This is a genomic window from Pedobacter quisquiliarum, from assembly GCF_014642175.1.
Taxonomy (GTDB): Bacteria; Bacteroidota; Bacteroidia; order Sphingobacteriales; family Sphingobacteriaceae; genus Pedobacter; species Pedobacter quisquiliarum.
The window spans coordinates 196,585-220,314 of sequence record NZ_BMIL01000005.1 but is presented as its reverse complement, the minus strand read 5'-3'; the positions used below and the strand labels follow the sequence as shown (position 1 = coordinate 220,314).

The following is a 23,730-nucleotide window of genomic DNA, read 5'->3' as shown; positions in this document are numbered from 1 at the left end:
GCATCATTTCTTAGATCAAGCACATTTTTTTTGCTTTAAAAATCAAGCGCATCGTTTACCAAATTAAGGGTATTATTTGCAGTTGCTGGATGCAGATAATTGATATCTTTGCGGCCAATGATTCGTCGCATAATTGCTTTAGCCTTACTGCTTGCCATGCTAAGTCCCATCTTAGCTAAGCTGTTTGTCTATGCGGAATTCAAATCCAATCAGGCGTATATTGCTGCCGCGCTGTGTGAGAACCGGGACCGCCCGGAACTGAACTGCGAAGGTAAATGTTACCTGATGAAGAAGTTGAAAGCAGCAGAGGACAAGGAGAAAAAGCAGGAAAATCAGGCGCAGAAGAAAGCCTCCGTGGATCTGTTTTTTGTAGAGGAAACGGTTGCTCCTGTGCTTGTCGTTACCATTCCGGCGCAAAAGAAAGCTTCAGCCCAGAAGTTTAGCCTGCCGGAATTTGACCGCGAAATTGCCCACCCACCCAGTTGTTAAAAGAAATCTTTCTGCGCCATTTTAGGGACTTTTGCTAATTGATTATTTTGCAAATTGCATATTGCTTAGTGCCTATTGCGGCTACGTGAGACTGCCATGCTTTGTTGTGCACGATTGTCGGCTTGTATCTCGAATGCTGAGTTTCATGTCGATGCATTTAGGCTGGTTTGTTATTAAACGCAGCGTGATTGTAATTGGGCCGCATATCATTGTGATTTGCAGAACAAGCTCGTTGTATTTTGCTTTGTATGATCATGAGACACATTGAGCCATATCTAATGTTCCTGACCGCATGACTATGCCTGGCTTAATTGCAGATGCAGTAGCAAAAGCAGCTGATCAGCTGTAGATCCCCTGGCGCATATTCATTTTTCTTTTAACAGTTTTTTCCCCATAGATGAAAAGATCCTTTTTCAGCATCCTGATGCTGTTGCTGCTTTGCAGTGTAAAAATTTTCGCACAAAATCCCATCAACAACAATAGAAAAGCGCGGGGGGCTAAGTCCCAGGCTTCGAAAGCCATAACCAGTGACTCCACAATCCATAAATCTCCGGCTGACACCCTTGGGGGCCAGCGTCTGAAAGAAGTGGAAGTCAAACGGCAGAAACCCCGTTACCAGATTTCCCGGTCCAGCAGTGCCAGTCGCACGGAACAACCCTTGCTCCTGAGTCCGCAATCCATACAGGTGATGAGCAGCGAAGCGCTGGCCGACCGCCAGGCTTTTACGCTCAATGAGATCGCCGGCACCTTTACAGGTATGAAAGCCAATAATGGTAATGGCTCCTTCAACATGCGCGGCTTTACCGCCTATTCCCCTACTGATGCCAGCTTCCTGCTTTACAATGGCCTGCGTGGCAACCTTTTCCTCTGGAGCCAGCAGCCCCTGCTGTATAATATCGAAGCTGTGGAACTCCTGCGCGGGCCTTCAGGTGCCCTGTTTAGTGAAGGTGCACCAAGTGGCGTCATCAACTTCATCACCAAGAAACCGCTGGCAGAAAGTGCTGCCCGCATCGAGCTCAGCCTGGGCAGCTGGAATTTCCGCCGTGCTGCGCTTGATCTTGGTGGTCCGCTGACACGCAATAGAAAGTTGCTGTATCGCGCGAACATTGGTTACGATCGCGGGGAAAGCTTCCGCAATGATCAGGACAAGGAGAACATCTTTCTGGCACCTTCCCTGACTTACATCTTCAATGAAAACACAGACCTGAACCTGGAAATCAACTATGCCCGGCAGAAAGCCGTGCATCAGTACGACAATGGGACCTTCATCAAGACCAATCCGGACGGCAGCTTTGATTTCAACTATTATCCTGCGCGGCTGACTGTGCAGAGCCCCAGCGACTATGGCCGGACCAGCAACAGCTCCGCCACGCTGAGTTTCAATCATCGTTTCAATGACAAGCTAAAACTGACGGTGGTACAGCGGGCGGTGCGGAACGTGCTCGACTATACCGATCATATTCCACAGGGGCAGATCCGCAATGATTCGATCAGTCGAGGGTACCAGGACTGGGAGACGGACCGCTTTTCGCTGCAAACAACCGCCTTCGCCAATTACAACCTGAAAACCGGCTTGCTGCGCCATGAATTCGTTTTCGGTGCCGATTACAACCGCTACGGCTGGACACAGAATGATTACCTGTACAAGGCATCGACGCGAATATCAATCTTTAATCCGGATTACCGGAATGACCCGCCCGGAGCAGATGCCGCGGTGTTGGAGTCGGACGACAATAAACGCATCACCAATCTTGCCGGGGTCTATATCCAGGATCAGATCAGCATCGGGAAAAGTCTGCGGGCATTGCTTTCCCTTCGCTACGACAACTACGATGCGAAGGAAACTCCACTTTCTGCCCGGGATGGCAAACAAGGTGATGCATTGCATGCCGCGGGCTGGATCCCGAGACTGGGCTTAGTTTACCTGCCCGCCGCAAACCTTTCCATTTACGGTACTGTTCTGCGGTCCTTCAATCCGCAGACCTCCAATAATGCACTGGCTGGTGGTCCCTTCCCCACCCGGACGGCGACACAGTACGAGCTGGGGTCAAAAGCAGAATTGCTGAAAGGCCAACTCTCTGCGGTGTTTTCCGCCTACCAGATTGATTATGCCAACATCCTGACCGCCGCACCGACGCCGGAGAATTCACACCGGCAGGCTGCGATTGATGGCACAAGGAGTCGCGGCTTGGAATTTTCGTTGAGTGGCAGTATCCAGCAGTTCAACATCATCGCCGGTTATGCCTTCAATGAACATGTCCTGCGCAGCAGCAGTGCTTATGGACAAAAGTGCTACCGCTTTGCGAATGCGCCGAAACACATGGCCAACCTGTGGCTGAAGTACAACGTTGCGGCGAATACATTGAAAGGGCTGGGCATTGCCGGCGGTGTACGTTACGTCGGGGATCAGGTGGGGCTGATCAGCAATCAGAATTTTATCTTTCCGGAATATACCGTGTTTGATGCGGCCATCAATTATCAGCACAACCGGTATAACATTCAGCTGAATGCATATAACCTGGGCGATAAACATTATTTCACCGGCAGCCGTTCCAGTACTGTAACTGCTGGTCTTGGCGATCCATTCAACATCAGGCTTGGCCTGAGCTACCAGATCCGATGAGCGCCATGAAAAAGATTACCCAGATGGCCTTTGCGCTACACAGCTGGCTCGGACTTATAAGCGGGATTTTCCTGCTGCTGTTGGGCCTGAGTGGCTCCGCACTGGTCTTTATGAAAGAAATCGATCAACAGCTTAATGCCGATCGCCTGCAGGTTCATCCTGCAGGCCCGGCTTTGCCGCTGGACAAGCTATACCGGCAAATTGCAGGCAGACACCCTAACCTCGCCGGCATTGCCTGGCTGAACCCCGATGCACCAGCAGATCGCGCCTGGGAATTCCGCCTGTACCAGAACGATGGGAAGCTCAGTACCTACGACCTGGGGATGATCAGCATCAATCCATATACCGGTGAAATTATCCGGGAAGGGCGGCTGCGCGATTTCAATCCCAGCCTGATGCACTGGATCCTGCAATTTCACTGGAGCTTCCAGCTGGGGATTCCAGGTTTATTGCTGGCCACGATCTTCGGTATGACCATGCTGCTGTCCATGCTTACGGGGCTAATCATCTACAGAAAGTACGTCTGGCGCGTGCTGCTGTTCCGCGTGCCCATCAAAGGGAAGAACTGGCGGACACGGACTTCAAGTCTGCACCGCGTCATTGGTATTTGGACGCTGCTGTTCAACGTGATTATTTTCTTCACCGGTTTCTGGATGAACATGTTCTCCATGGATCCGGGGTACTGGAAGAAACAGCTGACACCAGCCGCAGCAAATACCCTGAGTACACACAGCATGGATAGCCTGCTTGCCGAAGCAAAAGGGGCAATGCCGGGCTTGATGATCCGGAACATTTACCTGCCCACACAACCAGGCAAGGATTTCCGCATCAGCGGGATGCTGCATGGCGAGCTCCCGTTATTTCACAATGGCAATTCTGTTTCGGTAGATCCGATCAGTGGCAAGCGGAGCAGCCTGCAGCGGTTTGAAGATCTGGGCTTCTGGGCCAAGTTAGAAAGCACCTTTATGCCGCTGCATACAGGGAGTTTTGGGAATACTGGTGTTAAGGTTTTCTATGTGATTTTGGGTTTGCTCCCAGGTTTGATGTCAATTACCGGCGCGCTCCTGTTTTTTAGACGGCGTTTTTCATAGCCCTTTATCCAAATTTTCAGCAATCCATTTAGCTTTGCTAAATAGCAGTAGCTTAATGGATTGCTGATTTTTTACTGCATTAAAAATGGAAATTCCAACAGCTTCGTTACTTAAAATTAACATAGCGTGTAGCGTAGATCTCGATTTTTATTAGACATTTGCCGCTAATGAAGGGCACACGTAAACATACGTTGAATAAGTTTTACCAGGTAGGAGCCTTCCTGCTGGTGATGCTCTTCCTGTCTATTTCTGTCGCACAGATCTTTCACAGTCACCCGAAAGTTGCGGCCATGGAACAGACGCATGATCATGACCACGATCAGCTGAGTGCTGCCGACAAGTGTATGATCTGCGATTACCTTGCACATCAGAAATCAAAAGAATTCTACATCAATCATCCTGTTGTACTTAGCGTACCCCTTCCGGATGCCATTACCTTAAACAGCAATGTCTTTGTTGGCAACTACAAGTTCAGTCTTCAGGGTTTCACCAACAAAGGTCCGCCTACTTTTTCCTGCTAATTCGTCTGCGCTTTAGCCGCTGACCCTGCATGCCGCCATATCTGGCCGGCTACCGCATTTCTATTTCTCTAATTTCTTAATGCCACAAAAATGACGACTTCTGTATGGAAGGGCATTTTCACAGCGGCGTTTTGTATGTTTTCCCTTTTGCTGCATGCACAAGCTTTACGCTTGTCGGGCAGCATCGTGAACGCTGCAGGACAGCCCCTGGCGAATGTCCGCATTTCCCTCTCTGCCCAAAACCTGCAAACGACTTCGGATGCGAAGGGTAATTTCCGCTTTGAAAACCTGCAAGCCGGCAAATACAGGCTATCGGCGCAGCTTGAAAGCTACCAACTGCTACAGCAGGAACTGGAACTTTCTGGCGACCGACAGCTTCGGCTGCTGCTGCACGAACAGCAACATCAGCTTCAGGAAGTCGTGGTGCGCGACAACCTGGTGCAGCAGCGCAAGCAGGAAGAATCCCTGAATGTGGAGGTGGTTAAAGCCGACTTCATCCAGCGAAATCTGGGTGGCAGTTTGATGAAGACCCTGGAGCGCCTGCCGGGGATTAAGACCATTGGTATTGGCTCCGGACAGTCGAAACCGCTCATCCGTGGACTGGGCTTCAACCGTGTGGTGGTGGTCGACAAAGGCATGAAACATGAAGGACAGCAATGGGGCGCCGATCATGGGCTGGAGCTGGATCAGTTTGCCGCGGGTAGCGTGGAGCTGATAAAAGGTGCGGCTTCTTTCGTTTATGGCTCGGACGCCATTGCCGGCGCCATAGACGTGAAGCCTGCTCCAGTACCTGCTGCATATACCTTAGGTGGTGCGGTGGACCTGATTGGTAAAAGCAACAATGACCTTTACGGCACCTCGGTAAATGTTTTTGGTCGCAATCAGCACCTGTTTTTTGATGCCCGGTATACCGATCAGCGTTATGGCGACTACCGGGTGCCGACAGACACGGTGTTCGTGTACGACTATGCCGTGCGCTTGCATAACAATCAGCTTCGCAACACCGCTGGGCGGGAAAGTGGGATGCATTTCAGCACGGGTTACCTGAGCGATCACTTCCGTTCCATCTTTTACCTGAGCAACACCTATAGCAAGAGTGGCTTTTTCGCGAATGCCCATGGTCTGGAGCCGCGGCGCGTGGATGAGGTGCTGCATGATGCGAGCAGTCGTGACATCCAGCTGCCCAGCCAGCGTGTGAACCACTTCAAAATCATCAACCGCAGTAGCTACCAGTTTGCGGCACATCAGCTGGAGCTGGAACTGGGTTATCAGCGGAACTTCCGGGAAGAATTTAGCATGTACGTGAACCATGGCTTTATGCCGCCACAGTACCCGGAAAGCATGACCATTCCTACCGACCTGGAACGCGGTTTCGACAAGCAGGTGTATGCTGCGAACCTGCGCGACAACATCAGCCTGGGTGCACACCGCCTGCAAGTGGGCCTGAACCTGGAACGACAAAATAACACCATCGATGGCTGGGGCTTCCTGGTGCCATCCTTCAATCAAAGTACCGCAGGTGCATTCGTGTACGATAAGCTAAAAGTTAATGAGGACCTGCTTTTGCATGGTGCCCTGCGCTTTGATTATGGACAAGTTAAGCTGTTTGAATACCGCGATTGGTTCCCATCTTCGATTAATGAATCGGGTGTTGCCGTACCGGAAAATGTGGTTCGCGCCGCAGATTTGACACGCAGCTTCAAGAGTTTGGTGTGGTCGCTCGGCATGAACTACAATCGCGAGCAGCTGGAACTAAAGGCGAATGTGGGTAAGAGCTTCCGGATGCCGATCGCTAAGGAACTCGGTGCCAATGGCGTGAATTATCACTATTTCAGCTATGAGCGCGGGAACCCCAATCTGGATCCGGAGCAGAGCTACCAGCTGGATTTCAGCGCAGGTTGGAATGCAGAGAAATGGTCGGTACAGCTGAGCCCCTTCTACAATTACTTCCCGAATTACATCTACCTGAATCCGACTTCGGCGCACGACCGCAATTATGGCGCAGGGAACCAGGTGTTTGAATATGAGCAAAGTAAAGTGATGCGTTATGGTGCGGAGCTGCAGCTGAAGTACAATTTCTGGAGGAACTTAAGCACGGAAGTGCTGGCGGAATACCTGTACAGCGAGCAGCTATCTGGTACAAAGAAAGGTTATACCCTACCCTTTTCGCCACCGGCTTCGCTACTGCTGAACCTTAGCTGGAACCCGGAACTGCGTGGACTTGCAAACAGCTACTTCTCTGTGGACCTGCGGATGACGGCTGCGCAGAACAGCATTGTGCCGCCGGAGAAGAAAACACCCGGGTATAAGACGGTGAACGTGCAGGCTGGGACGCGGTTCAAGGTTCAGGGGCAGGAATTTCAGCTGAGCTTGCAGGCGCAGAACCTGTTTAATTCGAAGTATTTGAACCACACCAGCTTTTACCGTTTGATCGAACTGCCGGAAGCAGGCAGGAACCTGATCCTTTCGCTTAAAATCCCTTTTATGATCAATAAAGCGGAGTAGCGGCGCATTAGAGGCTATTGTTCTACCGCCTGATCGAACTGCCCGAAGCGCGCAGGAACCTAATCCTTTCGCTCAAAGTGCCTTTTATGATCAATAAAGCGAATTAGCGGCGCATTAGACGCTATTGAGATAAGCTGAGCTGTAAATACAGCCGCAGGCTAGAGATACAGTGCAATGCAGGGAACAGCATGGAAAAGGCCGATGGACGGCAATTCAGCAGGACGAGAAATGATCATTTAGTATGACAAGAAATGATAAACAATTCAATTCAACAAAATCAAGAAACAATAAACAAGACAGTTAAAAACAACCAGAACAAAATGAAAACAACAATCAACATGAAACACAACAAACTCATCGCAGGCTTCCTGCTAATCGCAGCAACTTTTGGCGCATGTAAAAAAGACGATGATGTCGTAGACATCGCTGCACCAACCATTACGGCTATGGAAGTTGGTCCAAACAACAGCAAGGTTGCACATCCGGGTAACGACGTGCATGTGGAAGCGCAAATTGTCGCAACCGCAAACATGGAAAGTGTAACCCTGGAGATCAATCCGAAAAGCGGGACAGGCTGGAAACTGAACACCGTGTATACGGAGGGTTTCGCAGGATTGAAAAACGCAGAATTCCACAAGCATGTTGACGTACCTGCAGATGCAGCACTGGGTAGCTATACCGTGAAACTTAAGGTTCGTGACACGAACGGCAAAGAGACCACAGTAGAGTCGGACCTGGAGCTGAGCAACGATCCAAGCTTACCGAAGGTGACTGGCTTTGAAGTGGGACTGAACGCCGCTGGTAACGACCTGCATGCAGAAGCATCGGTAACCGCCATCAACAAACTGGCGAAAATAGTGGTGGAAATCCATGGTAACGGCTGGGAAAAAGAATTCACTTATGAAGATGCAAATATTGTTGGCAAGACGACTTACAACTTCCACAAGCACATGGATGTGACCGCAGCACCTAAAGGGCACTACCATGTACACTTGAAAGTGGTGGATCAGGCAGGCAAAGAAGCCGAGTTTGAAGGGCATTTCGACAAGCCATAATTAGGGCATCCAAAGGGTTTTGACTCAACATATCAACATAAAATGAAGAAGATAAAGAAACCTTATACACCCATTAGTTTCTTTTATTCCATTGGTACATGTGATGTAATCGGAACCAGATAAACAAATAACAAGCATAATTAACCCAAACCGGGAGGCTTAATGCTTTCCGGTTTTAATCGCATAATACCATGAATAAATTTAGAGGAGGCATCCTGATGCTATTGAGTTGTGCAGCGCTGATGGCCGGCTGTAGTAAGGATGAAGCAAGTCCGGTGGACGAGACTTACCCGGTGATCGACATTACAGCAGCTAATGCTTTTCCAAAGCAGTGCAGTGTGGTGGAGCGCGGTAAGTCCTTCACGTTCCGTGCAACATTTAGTGATAATGTGGAACTTGGTTCTGTGAGTGTGGACGTGCATCATAACTTCGATCAGCACAGCCACAGCACAGAAGTATCGGCTTGCGAAATGGAAGCGAAAAAAGTAGCAAATAAACCGTTCCTGCTGATTCAGGACTTTCCCCTGGCGGCCGGCTTAACGAATCATGTGCTGGAAAAGGAAATCGCGGTTCCAGCGGATGTGGACCCGGGTGATTACCACTTTCTGGTTCGCGTGACCGATAAAGCGGGCTGGCAAACCATCAAGGGGATCAGTATTAAAGTAAAATAGGATAGCAGCCGGACGTATAAATTTGTTAACTTTTGTGTAACATTTATACAATCTAACAATTTTATTTCCGGCTGCTATAAGTATTTATATCTTTGAGGTGAGAGCGTTAATGCAGGGCGGTGATCGAGAGATTACTGCCTTGCATACCTTTAACTACCCGCAATGAGGTCTGAAGCTGAATTTTCAGATTTAAGATGCATTGCAGGGACTTGAACTTCGCCATTCGCAATTCGTAGAAGCAAATTATATCTTTCCAGTAAGTCAATGTACTTTTCTTTCCAGGCATCAAAAGTTTCTTCTTTAACCATTGCCGGCTTTTCCGGAACGATAAAGTCTTCCGGAACAAATTGTGCAGGAAATTCTACAGAGAAATCATGGTGAATGGCTTGTCCGATTTTAATGATGTTTTCGGGTTTAAGCTTAGGTTGCAAGAACCAGTTGTAGATGGAACGACGGTTAACGCCGGTTAATTTAGCGAGATCCGTTAAAGAGTGCCCCTGCCTTCTGATTACGCGCTCAATGATGTCACCTTGATGTACTGCCATATTTATTTGTTTTTTTAGATAGATGTAAGTGTATAAACTACACAAAGCTTAGAAATGAATTACCCACACTGTAGACATTTGTTCTCGATTTTTCCCAATTATTCCTGGCAGAAATACTTAAAATGCTCGTTTAACGTTACAGTAGCTCAATTTCAGCAGCCTTGCTATCTAAATTGTGCAAACACCAGGCCTGTCAGCCTTTATGATCCAACCAGAGCTCCGCAGCGGTTACATCATTAAAGAATGCAAGTTCAATATTCACAGTGCTGATCTCTACGGTTTTTTGTGCGGAGAGCTGGCTAAATGCACTTTTAGATTGAACCCAGGCCATGTGCCGTAATCCTGCCTGTTCAAGGCTCACCAACAGATCTTTTGCGACCCATTCTGCAGATTCCGACCAATTGCCCAACACCTGTGTATTGTCGTTCAGCAATTTTTTCGCACGGTTGATCCGGATAAGATCCAGGATTTTCAGCCCGCCGCGCTGCACGGTTTCCACCCGCTGGTAGCCCGACCAGAATGCTTCAATCCGCCTTGCGGCTGCATTGTATTTGATCTCCACATAATCATCTTTATAGAATCTACTATCGTCGGTTATCGGTTGCTCCGTTAATGTACTTTGTAGCGGCAAGCGGAAGTAAAATGTTGAACCTTGTCCGGGTTCACTTTCCAGCCAATAGGTACCATGGTGTCTCCTCAGAATTTCGGCAGAAATGAAAAGTCCAAGGCCAAGGCCTTCAAAGCGCATGGCTGTGTTGTCGGATCGGTAGTAACGATCGAAGAGCTTGGTGAGATTCCGCTTGTCGATACCTACGCCATAATCCTGCACGCCAATGATTGCGCTATCAACTTCTTTGCTGACGCGAACCAGCACTTCCTCGCCTCCGGGCGAGTATTTGATGGCATTATCCAGCAAATTTACCAGCACCTGCTCCAGGCGCATGCGATCGCCAACAACCTCGAAGCTGCTTCCACTATTCAGGATGATCTCATGGGAGCTCGCGGTAAGTTGCACGTTCTCTATGGTTTCCCGAACCATATCAAGCAAATCGAAAGGCTGCATTTCATAGGTCATCTTGCCTGCGTTGATTTTGGTGACATCCAGCAGGTCGTTGATCAGCCTTTCGAGTCGCAGGATGTTGTTAAATGACTTCTGAATGTACACGCCCATTTGCTGCCCATCCCGCACCCTGTTCATCATCTGGTTGAAGGACTTGATGCTGGTGAGCGGGGTTTTCAGCTCATGACTGGCGATGGAAAGGAACTCGTCTTTGCGTTGTTCATTTTCCTTCTGAATGTCGATATTGGTGTTGGTACCGAGCCAGAAGGTGACTTTTCCGGCTTCAACCATCGGTACGGCGCGGCCAAGATGCCAGCGGTAAATGCCATCTGCGAAGCGCAGGCGGTATTCGGCGGTATATGGCGTTCCGGAGCGCAGTGCTTCCTGCCAGGCTTCGAAAATCAGTGGGAGATCTTCGGGATGTGCAAAATGTGGTAAGCCCATTTCCAGAACCTCCTCCAAACCCTGCCCCAGATCATTACAGAGAATATCATTGACAGCTATAAGTTGGCCCTCGGGATTGGTGGTCCAGACCTGCTGCGGTATGGCATTTAGCATAAACCGGAGGCGTTCAGCCTCTCCTTCCGCAGCTTGTTGCAGTTCCTGAAGCCTTTGGGTTCTGCGTCGCACGCGTTCCTCAAGTTCTGCATTCATCTCCATCAAACTTTGCTGCGCTTCTTCCAGTTGTGTATTGGCTTCACTTAGCGCCGCCACCGTTGCGTTTAATTCTCTATTGGCGCTGTGCAGTGCTTCCGCGGAGGACTCTAGTTCTTCGTTGGTAGCTTGCAGTTCTTCCAACGCCTGACTGAGTTCCTGATTGACGCTCAGCAGTTCCGCTTCGCGAATTTCGAGTTGTATGCGGGCATAAACGGCCTCGGTGATCTCATACTTAAAGCTCAGGATACCGGTGATTTCGCCATGTTCATTCCGCCAGGGTTGGTACACCAGGTTGAAATATCGGTCGACCGCTTCCCCCCGGCCATCAATTATTGGAATTTTAATTTCGGTTCTGGTGAAAGTTGTGCCCTTATGGTAGGTATCATGCAACACACTCCAAACCGGTGTCTCTTTTGCACCGGGAATCATCTCTGATACCGTACGGCCGATCGGGTCCTTGCCGGTTAGGAGTTGCTGCCTGTATTGCGGATTTACATATTCGTAGGTAAATGATGGTCCGGTAACGATGGCGATCTGCGCCGGTATGGCCTCGAAAAGCATTTTCATTTGCACGCTGAGCAGATTTGATTTGGCCGATGACTGCTTCTCCTGTTCAAGACTTTCCCACAGCCTACTCTCCCAAATCACCTGCGCAGTAACGTTGTTGATGTCGTGAATGACATAAGATACCTCTCCATGCTCATCGCATATAGGCGTATGACTCATGATCCAGTAAGATTCGTTGGGGGGTTGATCAGGTTCGTCCCAATTTGGTATAAGAAACCGCACAACGGGCATTTCGTGCCGCGATTTGGTTTCCAGTGCAGTTTGCATGGATTGTTCCATTCCCGCATCTATGGCAAGCTTCCAGTTTGGGTTCTGGTCGAAAACATCATAAACGTTCCAGCCCAGCATCACTTCGCGCGTACGGCCCACCAGCTTGAGGTAGGCATTACTAGCATTTAAAACCCGTAAATCCGGCGTTAGGACAAGGCAGTAGTAGGGTACTGTTTCGAAAGTCTTAAAGATATCGGGCTGAAAAGACCCAGCAGCTTTTATTTCCATAGCGGGCATCATGAGGTACTTAAAGCTAAGAAATTTCCGTAACAAAAAACCCGGTCGTGTATGACGACCGGGTAAGCGGTATTGGGCTTAGTTACAGGTGTTCTGACTACAAAATATGCTTGTCTTTGTTATCCGGATCAATGTTTTCGGTGTCGACTTCGGTATGACGTACGGTATCTACGATGGTTTGGTCGCTTTCGGTCACTTCCTTATTCAGGCTTACTTCTTCAACCACACGCGCATCTTTGCTCACTACAGGAATTTCTGCACTTTCCGTCATCTCTACGGTGCCTTCCTGGAAAGTGTTGAAATCTGCTTCAGAAGCGGGACGGTCTACAGGGGTGCGGTTCACGGTTACGCGTTCCTGACGTAAACGGATGCTTTCTTCCACCGGGCGCTCCACAATGCGGCTACGCAAACGGACACCACCAGTTCGGATTTCCTGTTTGCCGACATTCAGATTTTCCTCCACAACTTTGATCGAGTCTGGGTTGTTCAGGTTTTGGTCGATATCACCAGTCAGGCTTTGACCAAGGTTTACATCTGTATGCCCCAGGTTGGTATCTACATGACCCAGGTTTACGTCTGCATGTCCGAAGTTTGCCGTGTCTGCCTGCCCAAGCGTTGTGTCTCTATCTTGCGTGTAACCCGCAGAAGTGGTATCATGGATATCATTCAGAGATGCTTGCTCGAAATCGCTCGGTGTAGCACTTGCGAATCCTCCAACAGGTGTTGCATCATCGGCAGCTGTGCTCGAATAATTTGCAGTAGTTGCGGTGTCAAAGTCGCCAGTACTCAGGTTTGCTGCACCCGGGATGTTAGCTTCTGAAGTATCCCAATCGTCGCTGTCGTTCACGTTTACTGCACCAAACTCATCCATCAGGTCTGCCGCACGTTCTGCTTCATCATAAGAATAGGCATGTACGGTTACGATGGTTCCGCGTTTTCCAGCTTCGATGTGACGGTTTACCAGTTGGTCATCATCATCATCGTCGCTGCTGAACAGGTTTCTGAAGAAGCCGCCAATCGAATCATCATCTTTTTTATCGTGTTGATGTAATCTCGATTCTGCAGTCACGTCGGTTACTCCACCAGTGATGTCGTTGCCATCATAGTCCGGTGCGGTATAGTTCGAGTCTGCAACATCGATGTTTGCAGGACTGATGCCGGCATTTTCCAGGTGTTGACGTGCGACTGAAGCTTCTGTGAAGGTTTTGAAAATTCCAATTACGGTGTGTGACATAGTTTTAAAATTTAGGGGGTTGTTTTTCTTAGGTTAATTATTGTTTTTCGTAGGTATTGTAGGGTGTATGTAGGTACTAGATGCTATAGTAAAGGTGTATTGTTGGCTGGCGTTCTGGTTACGGTAACGGATTCCTTGCGGAGGATCTCGGTGCCAGTAACGGTTTGTTCGGAGTGGCGTTTGGTGATGTGCAGCTCCTCGACAAGCATCAGCTTTTTTTCTACGACCAGCACTTCTTTAATTACCGGAATAATGAGCGTTTCACCTTCATAGCGGCTTGCAGGTGGTGCGGTATCGATGTACTGGTTGATGGGTTTACGTTCCATAATCACCTCCTCTTGCTGCAGCGGCAATGCATAGTCCACCGCCTCTTCGGTTACGGTCTTGGACACCTGCACACGGCCGGTCTCCTGCCATACCTTGTCGATGTGCAGCTGCTCTTCAATTACGGGAATTACCGTCTGCGGTGCCTGTGGTTTGTTTTCCATATTTCGGTTAAGATATACTACTCAACCACTTAGGCGCAGGAATGTTTAAAATTCCTATAGAATTATTATTGTATTCACACAGTAACTATTGTGTTACAAAAACAATAATCATCCGTATTCCACTGGACACGAAATAGTTTTAGGACATGTTTATTGGCCGGATGGTGGCGGTACTTCGGTGCCCCAATTCTTATTGGGTTGATTTCCCATGGTAAAGACCAGATGACCACCTCTCATTAACTCATCGCGATATAACCAGCAATTATTCAGCGGCTTGCCATTGAATGTCACCGATTGGACATAGCTATTTTCTTTGCTATTGTTTACCGTTTTAATGGTTAAAGATTTTTTATCACCAAGGCTAATAATTGCATGATCAAAGAGCGGGCTGCCAAGTTGTATGATTGGCCTGGCATCGGTTAGACCTTTTACATCAAAGAGACCCAGGGCATTCATAACATACCAGGAGCCGAGTTGTCCCTGATCCTCATCCTGACCATAACCATAGCCATGAATGGCGTCTGTACCGTAAAATTCTTCACCGATTTTTCTGGTCCATTTCTGCGTCAGCCAAGGTTTTCCAGAGAAGTTGAACAGCCAGCTAATGTGTAGGTTGGGTTGGTTGCCGTGGTTGTAAATGGCATTTATTCCGGCAAAGGCGTCTATGGTTTTGCCGCCGCCAAATGCTAACTTTTCCGAGACAGTGAAAATGCTATCCAAGCGATTGTTGAATGTCTCCTGACCTATTGCTTGTATTAATCCTGCCGGGTTATGGGGCACGTAAAAGGTGTACTGCAATGCATTACCTTCCTGAAAGCCTCGCCAAGGCTGGTACGGATCTAACTTTGCTATAAAGGTGCCATCTGCTTTTTTGGGATGCATGAGCTTGGTTTCGGGATTTAACAGCGCGCGCCAGCCGTTTGAATATTTAAGCAGCTGTTTATAGTCGTCCTGCTTACCTAAGGCTTTTGCCATTTGGGCTGTTGCAAACGCGCTAAAGCTATATTCAAGTGTATGTGATCCGGAGAAATAGGAACCCGTGGAGTCGGTAGCGAAATCACGGCCATTGCCTTCCAGGTGTGGTACATAGCCCTGCATTAAAAATGCTTTGGTATCCATTTTACCTGCGCCAATGATTCGACCTTTGTAGTTCAGATCATTCGCCTTAACGGCTTCATAGGCCAGATTGACATCATAATTACGGATGCCGGAATTATATGCAGCCGCGATGGCTAAACCAACAAAGTTGGTACCCACGCCAGAGATGTATTCACTATTTGCTATACCATCACCAAACCACCCGCGGTCTTTATATAGTTGTAACTGCGTGTTTACGAAACTACCATACCACTCCGGATAAGTCAGTGCCCAGAGTTGGGTGATGTTCCAGAAACCGCCCCAGATGGCATCGGTATTGATGAATTCAGCTTTAAGATCCTGATCTTTTTGCACCGGTAACTGCCCGATCGTACCGCCATGTTTAGGGTAGGCACCATTTACATCACTGGCAATGCCCCGACCCAGCAAAGCATGATACAGCCCGGTATAAAACTTGATCTTGTCGGCCGCACTATTACCTTTTACCGCAATCTTGCTCAGCTCCGTGTTCCAGGTCTTTTGTGCATTTTCTTTGGCTTGCTCAAAGGACAATCCTGTGCTTTCGGTACTGAAGTTGGTTTTTGCATTTTCAATAGAAGTATAGGAAAGTCCGGTTTTTACTTCTATGATTTCCTTGTCTTTCGTTTGATAATTAAGGACCAACCCCGCACCAATGCCTTTCGCAGCAGTGGTATTTGGCTGAAGGGTAGCTTTGGTGAATGCGGTTACATTTAGGGGTTTCTTGCTAAGCTCCCCATAAAAGAACATGGCCACCTTCCCCTGAGGATCGTATGTGTTTACATACTTGGGATAGGTAAACACATAGCCCTCAAAATGCGTATCATCAACCATCCTGATGCTGGCATCGGTAACGGCGCCACTTTCACCCTGGGTGTTGCCAATGTCCAGGATGATACGGGAAGCGTCATGTTGCGGGAAATGGTAGCGCTGAAAACCAACCCTTTTGGTCGCGGTAAGTTCGGCCGTAATGCCGTAATCGTCAAGCAGGACCTTATAGTACCCGGGCTCAGCTTGTTCATTTTTTCGATTGAAACTGGATCTGTAACCGCTGTTCGGGTCTTCAAGAACACCGGGCTTAACCTTCAATTCGCCAGTGACAGGCATATAGCTGATGCCACCCACCTGCCACTCATGAAAGTGGACGAAGCCTTCAATTGATGTATGCCGGATGTCATAACCTACCGCTTCCCAGCCGGAGGGATTACCATAATGTCCATTTGTTGAAGGTGCGAGTTTTGCCATGCCATAGGGAACCGCCGCGGGTGTATAAAAGAACCAACGGCTATGCGCGGTTCCGATGTTCGGATCCACATGTTTTAGGTAGTTTTCTCGTTTTACACTGCAGGATACCAGTGCAAGCAGCATGATCAGGAGTGTGAGTTGACAAGATTTTTTCATATGCTTTGTTGTAGAAAGGATCAAATTAAGGTTTTCGTTTATTGTATAATGCGCTGCTAAAAATGGGGCAGCATATGCATCAGCCTTTATGGTTTGATCTCCAAAAGGCTTCTATGTCTTCAAGCGAGCGGCCCTTTGTTTCGGGTATTCGTTTTGAGGTAAGCCATATTGCCGGAGCGCAGCATAATGCAAATAGCCAGAAGGTCCAGGCAGAACCGAGACTTTCGAGCATTACTGGTGTGAGCTGCCCAACCAGAAAGTTGCCTATCCATAGGGAAAGGGTTGCCAGCGCCATGGCTTTGCCCCGAATTGCATTTGGGAAAATTTCTGCAATGACAACCCAGCACACTGGTCCGAATGAAAATGCGAAGCAGGCGATGAAGGCTAAGATAAACAACAATATCCAGGGTCCGGAGGTGATACCTAAGGCGAACAGCGTTCCAATGATAATCAGTGAAGCGACTACCCCACCGACACCTAAGAACAACAATGGCCGTCTGCCCCATTTGTCCACCGTAAATATGGCCACAAAAGTGAATACGACATTGACCAGCCCAATGGTTACCTGACCGCCAAGTGCTGCATTGAGGGTAAAGCCTGCTTGTTCCAGAATACGCGGGCCATAGTAGATAACCGCATTGATGCCGCAGACCTGTGAAAGAAATGGCAATAGCAGACCAATCCATAATGCCCTGCGGTATACAGGCGTAAAAAGTAATGCGAGTGGCGCTTCCTTGATGTTGCGCTGCAACTTGAACGCTAGAATTTCCTGCCGCGCCTTTTCGGCTCCTTCTATTTTAGTGAGGATCATTTCCGCTTTTTGTTCCTGCCCCTTCAGCAGCAACCAACGCGGGGATTCCGGCACGATGAAAAGGCAGACCAGGAATATGAAAGCTGGAACTGCACCTAGACCGAGCATTGCCCGCCAGACTTCCGTATGGAGAATGCTATTTAAGCTTTCTGAAGCATAAACAGCCGAGGCATTATCTGCCAGGTAAGCATTTGTGAAATAAGCGAGGACAATACCGATGGTTAAAGCCAGCTGGTAGAGTGATACCATCATGCCCCGCAGCTGTGAAGGGGCAAATTCAGAAATGTACAAAGGCGAAACCATGGAGGCGACACCAATGCCGAGCCCGCCGACCAGGCGAAAGAGGATCAGTGCTGCAAAGGACTGCGCGAACATACAGCCAATGGCAGAGACCAGAAAGAGCACGGCTGAAATGATGAGGACATTTTTACGCCCATATTTGTCACTTAGCTTACCCGCGCAGCTGACGCCAACAATACAGCCCAATAAGGCACAGCTTACATACCAGCCTTCACTGACTGAATTGAGCACAAAATCCTGTTTAACCAACCCGATGGTGCCGGAAATCACCGCAGTATCAAAACCGAACAGGAAGCCCCCTAAAGCGGCAACAAAGCAGACCATGTACAGGTACATGCCGTTTTGCTGAGAAACTGTGTGGTTGTTTGTTGGAATCCGCATGCTCACTACTTTAAAAATGCCTGGATGACTTTAGCTCGGCCTGTACCGAGATTGGTTAACTGGTACGACTGTGCCGCAGCCGGGACAATGAAAGTTTCTGCATAAGCAAACTGGCAAATTGTGCCATCGGCTGTTTCTATCCGTATTGAAGCACCTTCAACCAACATGAGCACATGACAAGTGTCTGCTGTAGCTACACTGATGATGCTATCAAATTCAAATCGCTGCACATCATAGAAGTGTTCCTTGTGCGTTGGCAAGTGTACAATCTCCCAGTCAGCACCCTTTGCAACTGTTATCGGTTTTGCGAAAAGCTCCCTGGGTACCTGTTTACCTTTGCGGCTGAAGTCAAGATTATGGAAAGCGTGTTCGATGTTTATCGGCCGGGGTTTGCCGTCCAGGTCCAGTCTTAGCCAATCATACATTTTAAAGGTAAAGATATAGGGCGTAGCACTGATCTCCAGCACCAGGTTTCCGCTACCGGCGCTATGTACCGTTTTATTCGGTATCAAGAAAAAATCATGTTTATGCGCTTTGAATGCCTGTACGTATTTTTCAATGTTCACTTCAACACCATTTTGCTGGCTGTCTTCTAGTGTTTTGCGGAAGGCATCCGGATCGATGTCATCCTGAAAGCCAAGGTAGACCTTTGCTTTATCCTGGCAATCTAAAATATAGTAAGTCTCATCCTGCGTAATGTTTTCAGCAAAGTTTTCCTGTATGTATTCCACATCCGGATGGCATTGTATAGACAGGTTTCCGCCCTGAAAGGTATCCAGAAAGTCGAAGCGGATGGGAAATTCTTCACCAAATTTTTCCGCATGTTGACCAAGGACCTCGTGTTGATTATGGAACATCAGGAAATCAAAGGACACTTCGAGCAAGTTGCCATCACTTTCGAACACCAGTCCGTTTTCCGGAGAGATGAGTTCGAAGGACCAGGCATAATTTACGACATCCGTATTCAGACCGTTGATGTGGTTCTTGAGCCATTGTCCGCCCCAGGCGCCTGGTTCAAACCAGGGTCTTGCACGGATTACGGATTTGCTCATCTGGTTTAAGCCAGCAGCGAGATCCCCCTGATGCATCCAGTTGATGGTATCCGGCCATTGTCCGTCGGCAACAACGTTTATTTTTCTAAGTAACGCTTTTTTATGCTTGTTGAGCAGTACCCAATCGACGAAGTAAAATCGTTTATACATCAGGTAGGGTTCCAGGAACTTGTCGGAGCCCAAATTGCAGACCGCAGCTGCCCGCATCCGGAACTGCAGCTCATTTTTTGGCAGATCGATGTAAATAATCGGTGCGTCCCAATTGGCGAGGGCAGCCCCTGTACCGATGATGATGTTTATGGATCTTTCAGGATCTGGCACTTGCATTTCCAGCGAAGGCTTGTCGTACAGGTCCGCCAGCCTTAAAGTACATTTGGTTCCCCAAACGGCATCGTCAGCGCCTAAAAAGGGCTGGACAAGGCTATCGATCTCCGCAGGCGACTTCATAAAATCTGCGGCACTAATCCAATTGGCACTATGCCCTTGTTCAATCAAACAGTTGTTAATCGCAGCTTGCACCTGATCCCAGAATACGCCAATATATCCATCGATAATGACCTGCTGTTGTGCAATGATCCATGTTGCAAGCGCATCATAGCCGTTAAAGATCTTATTAGCAGCAAGAGTGAAAACCGGATGGATATTATAGCCATCTGGCACAATTGGCGCTGGAGCGATTTGTGCAGGCATGAGGTGTTGTGACGTTTTGCGCAGTGTAGTTGCATACGCTCGCTTGTTGTCGGCGAAGTTCAGGTTCATATTTGGATGTTGATGCTTAAGTACCCAATACAGCAGTTTAACAACAAGTAATCGGGCATAGTAATAAGTGGTTTATAAATCACTTATGTACAAACATATAAAATTAAAATTTAAATTCTCAGCCCCAAATCATGATTATATTCCACAATACGTAAGGATTACTACCGCTAAACACCATCGTTTAGCATTAATGTATGTACATATATACATTCATTAAATATTTCTATTTTTGCCGTATAACATCATCATGCAATATAAAATTGATCCTAAGAGCAGTGTGCCCTTGCATTTACAGGCAGAGCAAATATTGCGGGCGCTGATTGAGGAAGAACAATATCAAAGTGGCAAGAACATCCCGAATGAGGTGGAGCTGGCCGAAATATTGGGCATATCGCGGACAACACTCCGAATGGCGATCCATAAACTGGTTTTTGAAGGCTTGTTGGTGCGGAAGAAACGTGCTGGCACCAAGGTTGCGCCGCGTGTGGTCAGCTCAAGATCAAATAACTGGCTAAGTTTTTCGCAAGAGATGCGCTTACGGGGTATACCCATCAAAAATTTTGAGCTTCATGTAGGCTGGGAACTACCCGATGAGAAGCTGACGAGTTTTTTCAACATACAAAAAGACACGTTTGTATTGAAGATGGAAAGAGTAAGAGGAAGACCTGAAGAACCTTTTGTTTTCTTCATTTCTTATTTTCATCCAAGTGTTGGGCTTACGCCAGATGATGATTTTACACGGCCATTATATGAGGTACTGGAACAGGAGCACGCCGTTGTTGCGACTTTATCGAAGGAGGAAATCAGCGCCACTAGCGCAACTGAGCGCATTGCTAAGAAACTTAACGTAAATGTTGGCAGTCCGATCCTGGTTAGAAAGCGATTTGTATACGACCAGCAAGATCAAGCTATAGAGTACAATATTGGCTACTACAAAGCAGATAGCTTCATTTACACCCTGGAAAGCACCAGGTAAACACTGGCGCTGAAGCATTTATACCATAAATGTTTTTGAAAGTTTCTCACAATTACCCACCTGATGCTGAAGGCACAAACTGCAGCGCTGGCCGGATCAAACGGCCCGCGATCAACCTTTAGATAATTACCATCTGGCGTTTTGTATTTGTTTTCCCGATTTTGTGGATAACCATGTGTATAAGTTTGTGGCCCGGGAACATAGGGTTACTTGTAAAATTTTGATCAGCTACTTACCTTGTTTCATACAATAATTAGCTTGAACATTATGACGTATCTCATAAACAGAAAGAGATTTATCTTAAACAACATTGAAGCGCTTCTGAAAGCAGCATTAAATCCTGCCAACATTGAGGCCAGTTTATCCACACAACCCTTAGCGGAACTTCAGCTTTTGCTGGAGAACAGTGGCAATACAGCGATTGAAAGCCTCAGGGCATTTCGCTACCAGGTACCGCCTGTTGATTTCCAAAGACTTTGTCAGCAGAACTATTCGGATCTCTTTCGTTTGCAGGATCATGTTGCGGCATGGCAGCAGGATCCCCTTTGGGATACCCTGCGTTTAGATGCAAAGGCTTTTTATGCTGCGCTGGATAAGATGCTTCATGGAGTGCAAATCTTTCTGGAAAGCACTGGGATTCGTGGGATGGCTGCCGAAGAGTTGCTGCCTGCATGCTATCTGGAAAAGCAGCTTAGCGCGATGGCAAAGAACATTAATCTGCTGCGATCCCGGTTTCTATCGGCCGCCGCTGATCCGGCACTCCAGGATCTGCTTGTTGCACATTTCCAGTCCTTCTGTACGCGGCGGGAGGTTCGGCAGCAGGAACTTTGGTATATGGAGCAGCTGATGGAGGCGATGCTGGCAGGTTTAAGTACATCCAAAGCAGCGGATAACGACCTTTTTCTGATGCACGAGCTGGTTAAATGGAACTTCAATTCCCCGGAAGGCTATGGTTATTGTCGCGATAAGTTGATGGCAGCGTTTGGGGAAATCGCCGGCAGCAAAGGACAATTGCAAGAGCTAATCTGGCAGCAGAAGGGACTGAAACAGCTACTTTGCGTGCCGGGCATGGCGCTTAACCATGATTATCCAAGTCTTAAAGAACTTCTGCTGGAATTGTTGAGAACTGAAATCGCATATCAGGAAACAACTGTGGCGGAAAGTGTTTTGACAGCAGCGGCAAATTCCGAATTACTGTCCGGGACGCAGGGGAACATTGCCGCATACAGCCATTCCAAGTGGCAAAAGGGCAAGCTAAAACCACAGGGGGACGCGCACCAGCAGTTACCAGGATCTGACAAATTTCAATTGCAGCTCAATCAGCGGGTGCTGGCGATCTGGACGCAGGTACTGATGTCCATGCAGATTTTGAAGGTTGGCATAAAAGGTCAACGTCGGTTTACGCAGTTCCTCGCGGATCATTTCACAACAGCGGGCATGGAGACGATCCAGCCGGAAAGTTTTCACCGGCGCTACAAGGAAAAACACAGCGGCTCCTGTGAAATTCTCATCACCATTCTGGAGCAGATGATCATGACTATCCGTTACGAATATATTGGCATCAACATCCCCATAAAAAAATAATAATATTTTTTTTGGCCAAAATCGGCCTTGAATATCATTTAGATCGATGTGGCGGAAATGTGGCGGAAATTCCGCCACATCCGCGCCGACGGCATTGACCTTCATTTGTATCGTAATGTTTGCGCAGGGTTAGACCAGCAACACGGCGGAACTTACGAATTAAACAAATCTTATAAACCCCTTAAAAAACAAGAAAATGGGAATTTACAACGAAGGCATCCTCGGCTTTTTCAGAGGAAAAGTAGGACGTGTTATTGGTAGTGTTGTTCGTGGCGTACACTACATGAAAGGACTTGGCGACGTACGGGTAGACAATCCGACGCAGTCGCAACTGGATCAGCGATTAAAGTTCGCTTTAATGACGAGCTTTTTACGTCCACTAAATGGACTGCTTAAAACAGGCTTCGCAGCCGGCAAGTCGGGTTTAACGTCGATGAACAAGGCGATGGCGGCCAACCTGAACAAAGCGATTACCGGCATTTCGCCAGACTTCGCAATCGATTACTCGAAGTTCACTTACAGCAAGGGCAACCTGGTGAAGCCAATGGGTGTAACGGTGGATGTTGCGGCGAACTGCAACCTGGTGTACAACTGGGAGAACCCGGGCGCAAGCGCTGGAACGGACAAGGTGACCTTACTGGTTTACAACAAAAACAAGGACGTGTATGTGATTTTGCCAGGTGCTGCACCGAGATCGGCAACCACCTATACACTGCAGTTACCTTTGGATTTCGCTACTGACCTGGTACACATCTGGTTGAGCTTCGTATCTGCCGATGAGAAGGACGTGAGCGACAGCTTGTACATGGGCTCATTGAACGTTTACTAAGCAAAAACAAAGAAGCGCGCCTTGCTGGTCAGGCGCGCTTCTTCATTTAAAATCAGATGAAAACACTAGGTATAAAATTCTTAGGCTATTTCAGTCGCTTTCCAGGATTGCGACTTCGCCTGCTTCCCCTTGAAGCCCTGCTGCTGTTCGGATCACTACTCTCCCTTTGGGTACTCGGGAGTCGCTGGATGCAGAACAACATGCCCCTCTCCGGCAGCATCGACCCGAACATCTGGCTGCTGATCCTGCTCTCAATAATCTGCTTTGTTGCCCTCACGGCCTTTTGTGGGTTGTTGCTGCAGCGCATCTGGCAGCGGCTGGGCCTCCCGGCAGTAACGATTTTGGTTTCACAATTTAACACGCTTGCACCATGGCAACAGCTCGGATTTTTCTACTGCTCCTTTGCACTGCTCCTGCTTTCGGCCATTGGCTGCCTCATCGCCATCTGCTAAAGCGCGATGCCGGAACATTAACCGTCGCGCGTTTTTCTGGTTATAAAAGTTCAGCC

The 23,730-nt window shown here is 48.2% G+C and carries 18 protein-coding genes; 11 read left to right on the top strand and 7 right to left on the bottom strand.

Annotation, left to right across the window (positions count from 1 at the left end):
• Positions 1-117: 117 nt before the first annotated feature.
• The 7 genes from IEW69_RS09160 (at position 118) to IEW69_RS09130 (ending at position 8,955) form a co-directional block, all read left to right on the top strand.
• Complete coding sequence (locus IEW69_RS09160; protein ID WP_188626540.1) at positions 118-489, top strand: hypothetical protein; 372 nt, start codon at positions 118-120, stop codon at positions 487-489.
• Positions 490-886: 397 nt separating this feature from the next.
• Positions 887-3,112, top strand: coding sequence for a TonB-dependent siderophore receptor (locus IEW69_RS09155; protein ID WP_188626539.1), 2,226 nt, complete (start codon positions 887-889; stop codon positions 3,110-3,112).
• 5 nt (positions 3,113-3,117) lie between these two features.
• Positions 3,118-4,203, top strand: a complete 1,086-nt coding sequence (locus tag IEW69_RS09150; protein ID WP_229663575.1) for a PepSY-associated TM helix domain-containing protein — start codon at positions 3,118-3,120, stop codon at positions 4,201-4,203.
• Between the two features lie 167 nt (positions 4,204-4,370).
• Positions 4,371-4,724, top strand: a complete 354-nt coding sequence (locus IEW69_RS09145) for a hypothetical protein (RefSeq protein WP_188626537.1) — start codon at positions 4,371-4,373, stop codon at positions 4,722-4,724.
• 90 nt (positions 4,725-4,814) lie between these two features.
• Positions 4,815-7,229 carry a TonB-dependent receptor gene (locus tag IEW69_RS09140; protein ID WP_229663574.1) on the top strand — a complete coding sequence of 805 codons (2,415 nt, stop codon included), beginning with the start codon at positions 4,815-4,817 and terminating at the stop codon, positions 7,227-7,229.
• 320 nt (positions 7,230-7,549) lie between these two features.
• Positions 7,550-8,284, top strand: a complete 735-nt coding sequence (locus IEW69_RS09135) for a DUF4625 domain-containing protein (RefSeq protein WP_188626536.1) — start codon at positions 7,550-7,552, stop codon at positions 8,282-8,284.
• 191 nt (positions 8,285-8,475) lie between these two features.
• Positions 8,476-8,955: a DUF4625 domain-containing protein gene (locus IEW69_RS09130; RefSeq protein ID WP_188626535.1), complete on the top strand. Its 480-nt coding sequence runs from the start codon at positions 8,476-8,478 to the stop codon at positions 8,953-8,955.
• Between the two features lie 149 nt (positions 8,956-9,104).
• Here the strand turns inward: IEW69_RS09130 and IEW69_RS09125 are convergent, their stop codons facing one another.
• The 7 genes from IEW69_RS09125 to IEW69_RS09095 all read right to left on the bottom strand — a co-directional run bounded on the left by IEW69_RS09125 (position 9,105) and on the right by IEW69_RS09095 (position 19,833).
• On the bottom strand, positions 9,105-9,500 hold the full coding sequence (locus IEW69_RS09125) for a helix-turn-helix domain-containing protein (RefSeq protein WP_229663573.1): 396 nt from the start codon (positions 9,498-9,500) through the stop codon (positions 9,105-9,107).
• Between the two features lie 193 nt (positions 9,501-9,693).
• Complete coding sequence (locus IEW69_RS09120; protein ID WP_188626534.1) at positions 9,694-12,282, bottom strand: ATP-binding protein; 2,589 nt, start codon at positions 12,280-12,282, stop codon at positions 9,694-9,696.
• A 106-nt stretch (positions 12,283-12,388) separates the two neighbouring features.
• Positions 12,389-13,525, bottom strand: a complete 1,137-nt coding sequence (locus IEW69_RS09115; RefSeq protein WP_229663572.1) for a YsnF/AvaK domain-containing protein — start codon at positions 13,523-13,525, stop codon at positions 12,389-12,391.
• Between the two features lie 83 nt (positions 13,526-13,608).
• Positions 13,609-14,013, bottom strand: coding sequence for a YsnF/AvaK domain-containing protein (locus IEW69_RS09110; protein ID WP_188626533.1), 405 nt, complete (start codon positions 14,011-14,013; stop codon positions 13,609-13,611).
• A gap of 150 nt (positions 14,014-14,163) precedes the next feature.
• Positions 14,164-16,530: a GH92 family glycosyl hydrolase gene (locus tag IEW69_RS09105; RefSeq protein ID WP_188626532.1), complete on the bottom strand. Its 2,367-nt coding sequence runs from the start codon at positions 16,528-16,530 to the stop codon at positions 14,164-14,166.
• Positions 16,531-16,609: 79 nt separating this feature from the next.
• Positions 16,610-18,022: a sugar porter family MFS transporter gene (locus IEW69_RS09100; RefSeq protein ID WP_188626531.1), complete on the bottom strand. Its 1,413-nt coding sequence runs from the start codon at positions 18,020-18,022 to the stop codon at positions 16,610-16,612.
• 5 nt (positions 18,023-18,027) lie between these two features.
• Positions 18,028-19,833 carry a class I mannose-6-phosphate isomerase gene (locus IEW69_RS09095; RefSeq protein WP_188626530.1) on the bottom strand — a complete coding sequence of 602 codons (1,806 nt, stop codon included), beginning with the start codon at positions 19,831-19,833 and terminating at the stop codon, positions 18,028-18,030.
• Positions 19,834-20,080: 247 nt separating this feature from the next.
• Here IEW69_RS09095 and IEW69_RS09090 point away from each other — a divergent pair, with 247 nt between their 5' ends.
• The 4 genes from IEW69_RS09090 to IEW69_RS09075 all read left to right on the top strand — a co-directional run bounded on the left by IEW69_RS09090 (position 20,081) and on the right by IEW69_RS09075 (position 23,674).
• Complete coding sequence (locus IEW69_RS09090; RefSeq protein WP_188626529.1) at positions 20,081-20,809, top strand: GntR family transcriptional regulator; 729 nt, start codon at positions 20,081-20,083, stop codon at positions 20,807-20,809.
• Positions 20,810-21,076: 267 nt separating this feature from the next.
• Positions 21,077-22,393 carry a hypothetical protein gene (locus IEW69_RS09085; protein WP_188626528.1) on the top strand — a complete coding sequence of 439 codons (1,317 nt, stop codon included), beginning with the start codon at positions 21,077-21,079 and terminating at the stop codon, positions 22,391-22,393.
• Positions 22,394-22,589: 196 nt separating this feature from the next.
• Positions 22,590-23,222, top strand: a complete 633-nt coding sequence (locus IEW69_RS09080; protein WP_188626527.1) for a DUF6266 family protein — start codon at positions 22,590-22,592, stop codon at positions 23,220-23,222.
• Positions 23,223-23,278: 56 nt separating this feature from the next.
• Positions 23,279-23,674 (top strand): hypothetical protein, encoded by a 396-nt coding sequence (locus IEW69_RS09075; protein WP_188626526.1) that lies wholly within the window; start codon positions 23,279-23,281, stop codon positions 23,672-23,674.
• The last annotated feature ends 56 nt before the right edge of the window (positions 23,675-23,730 follow it).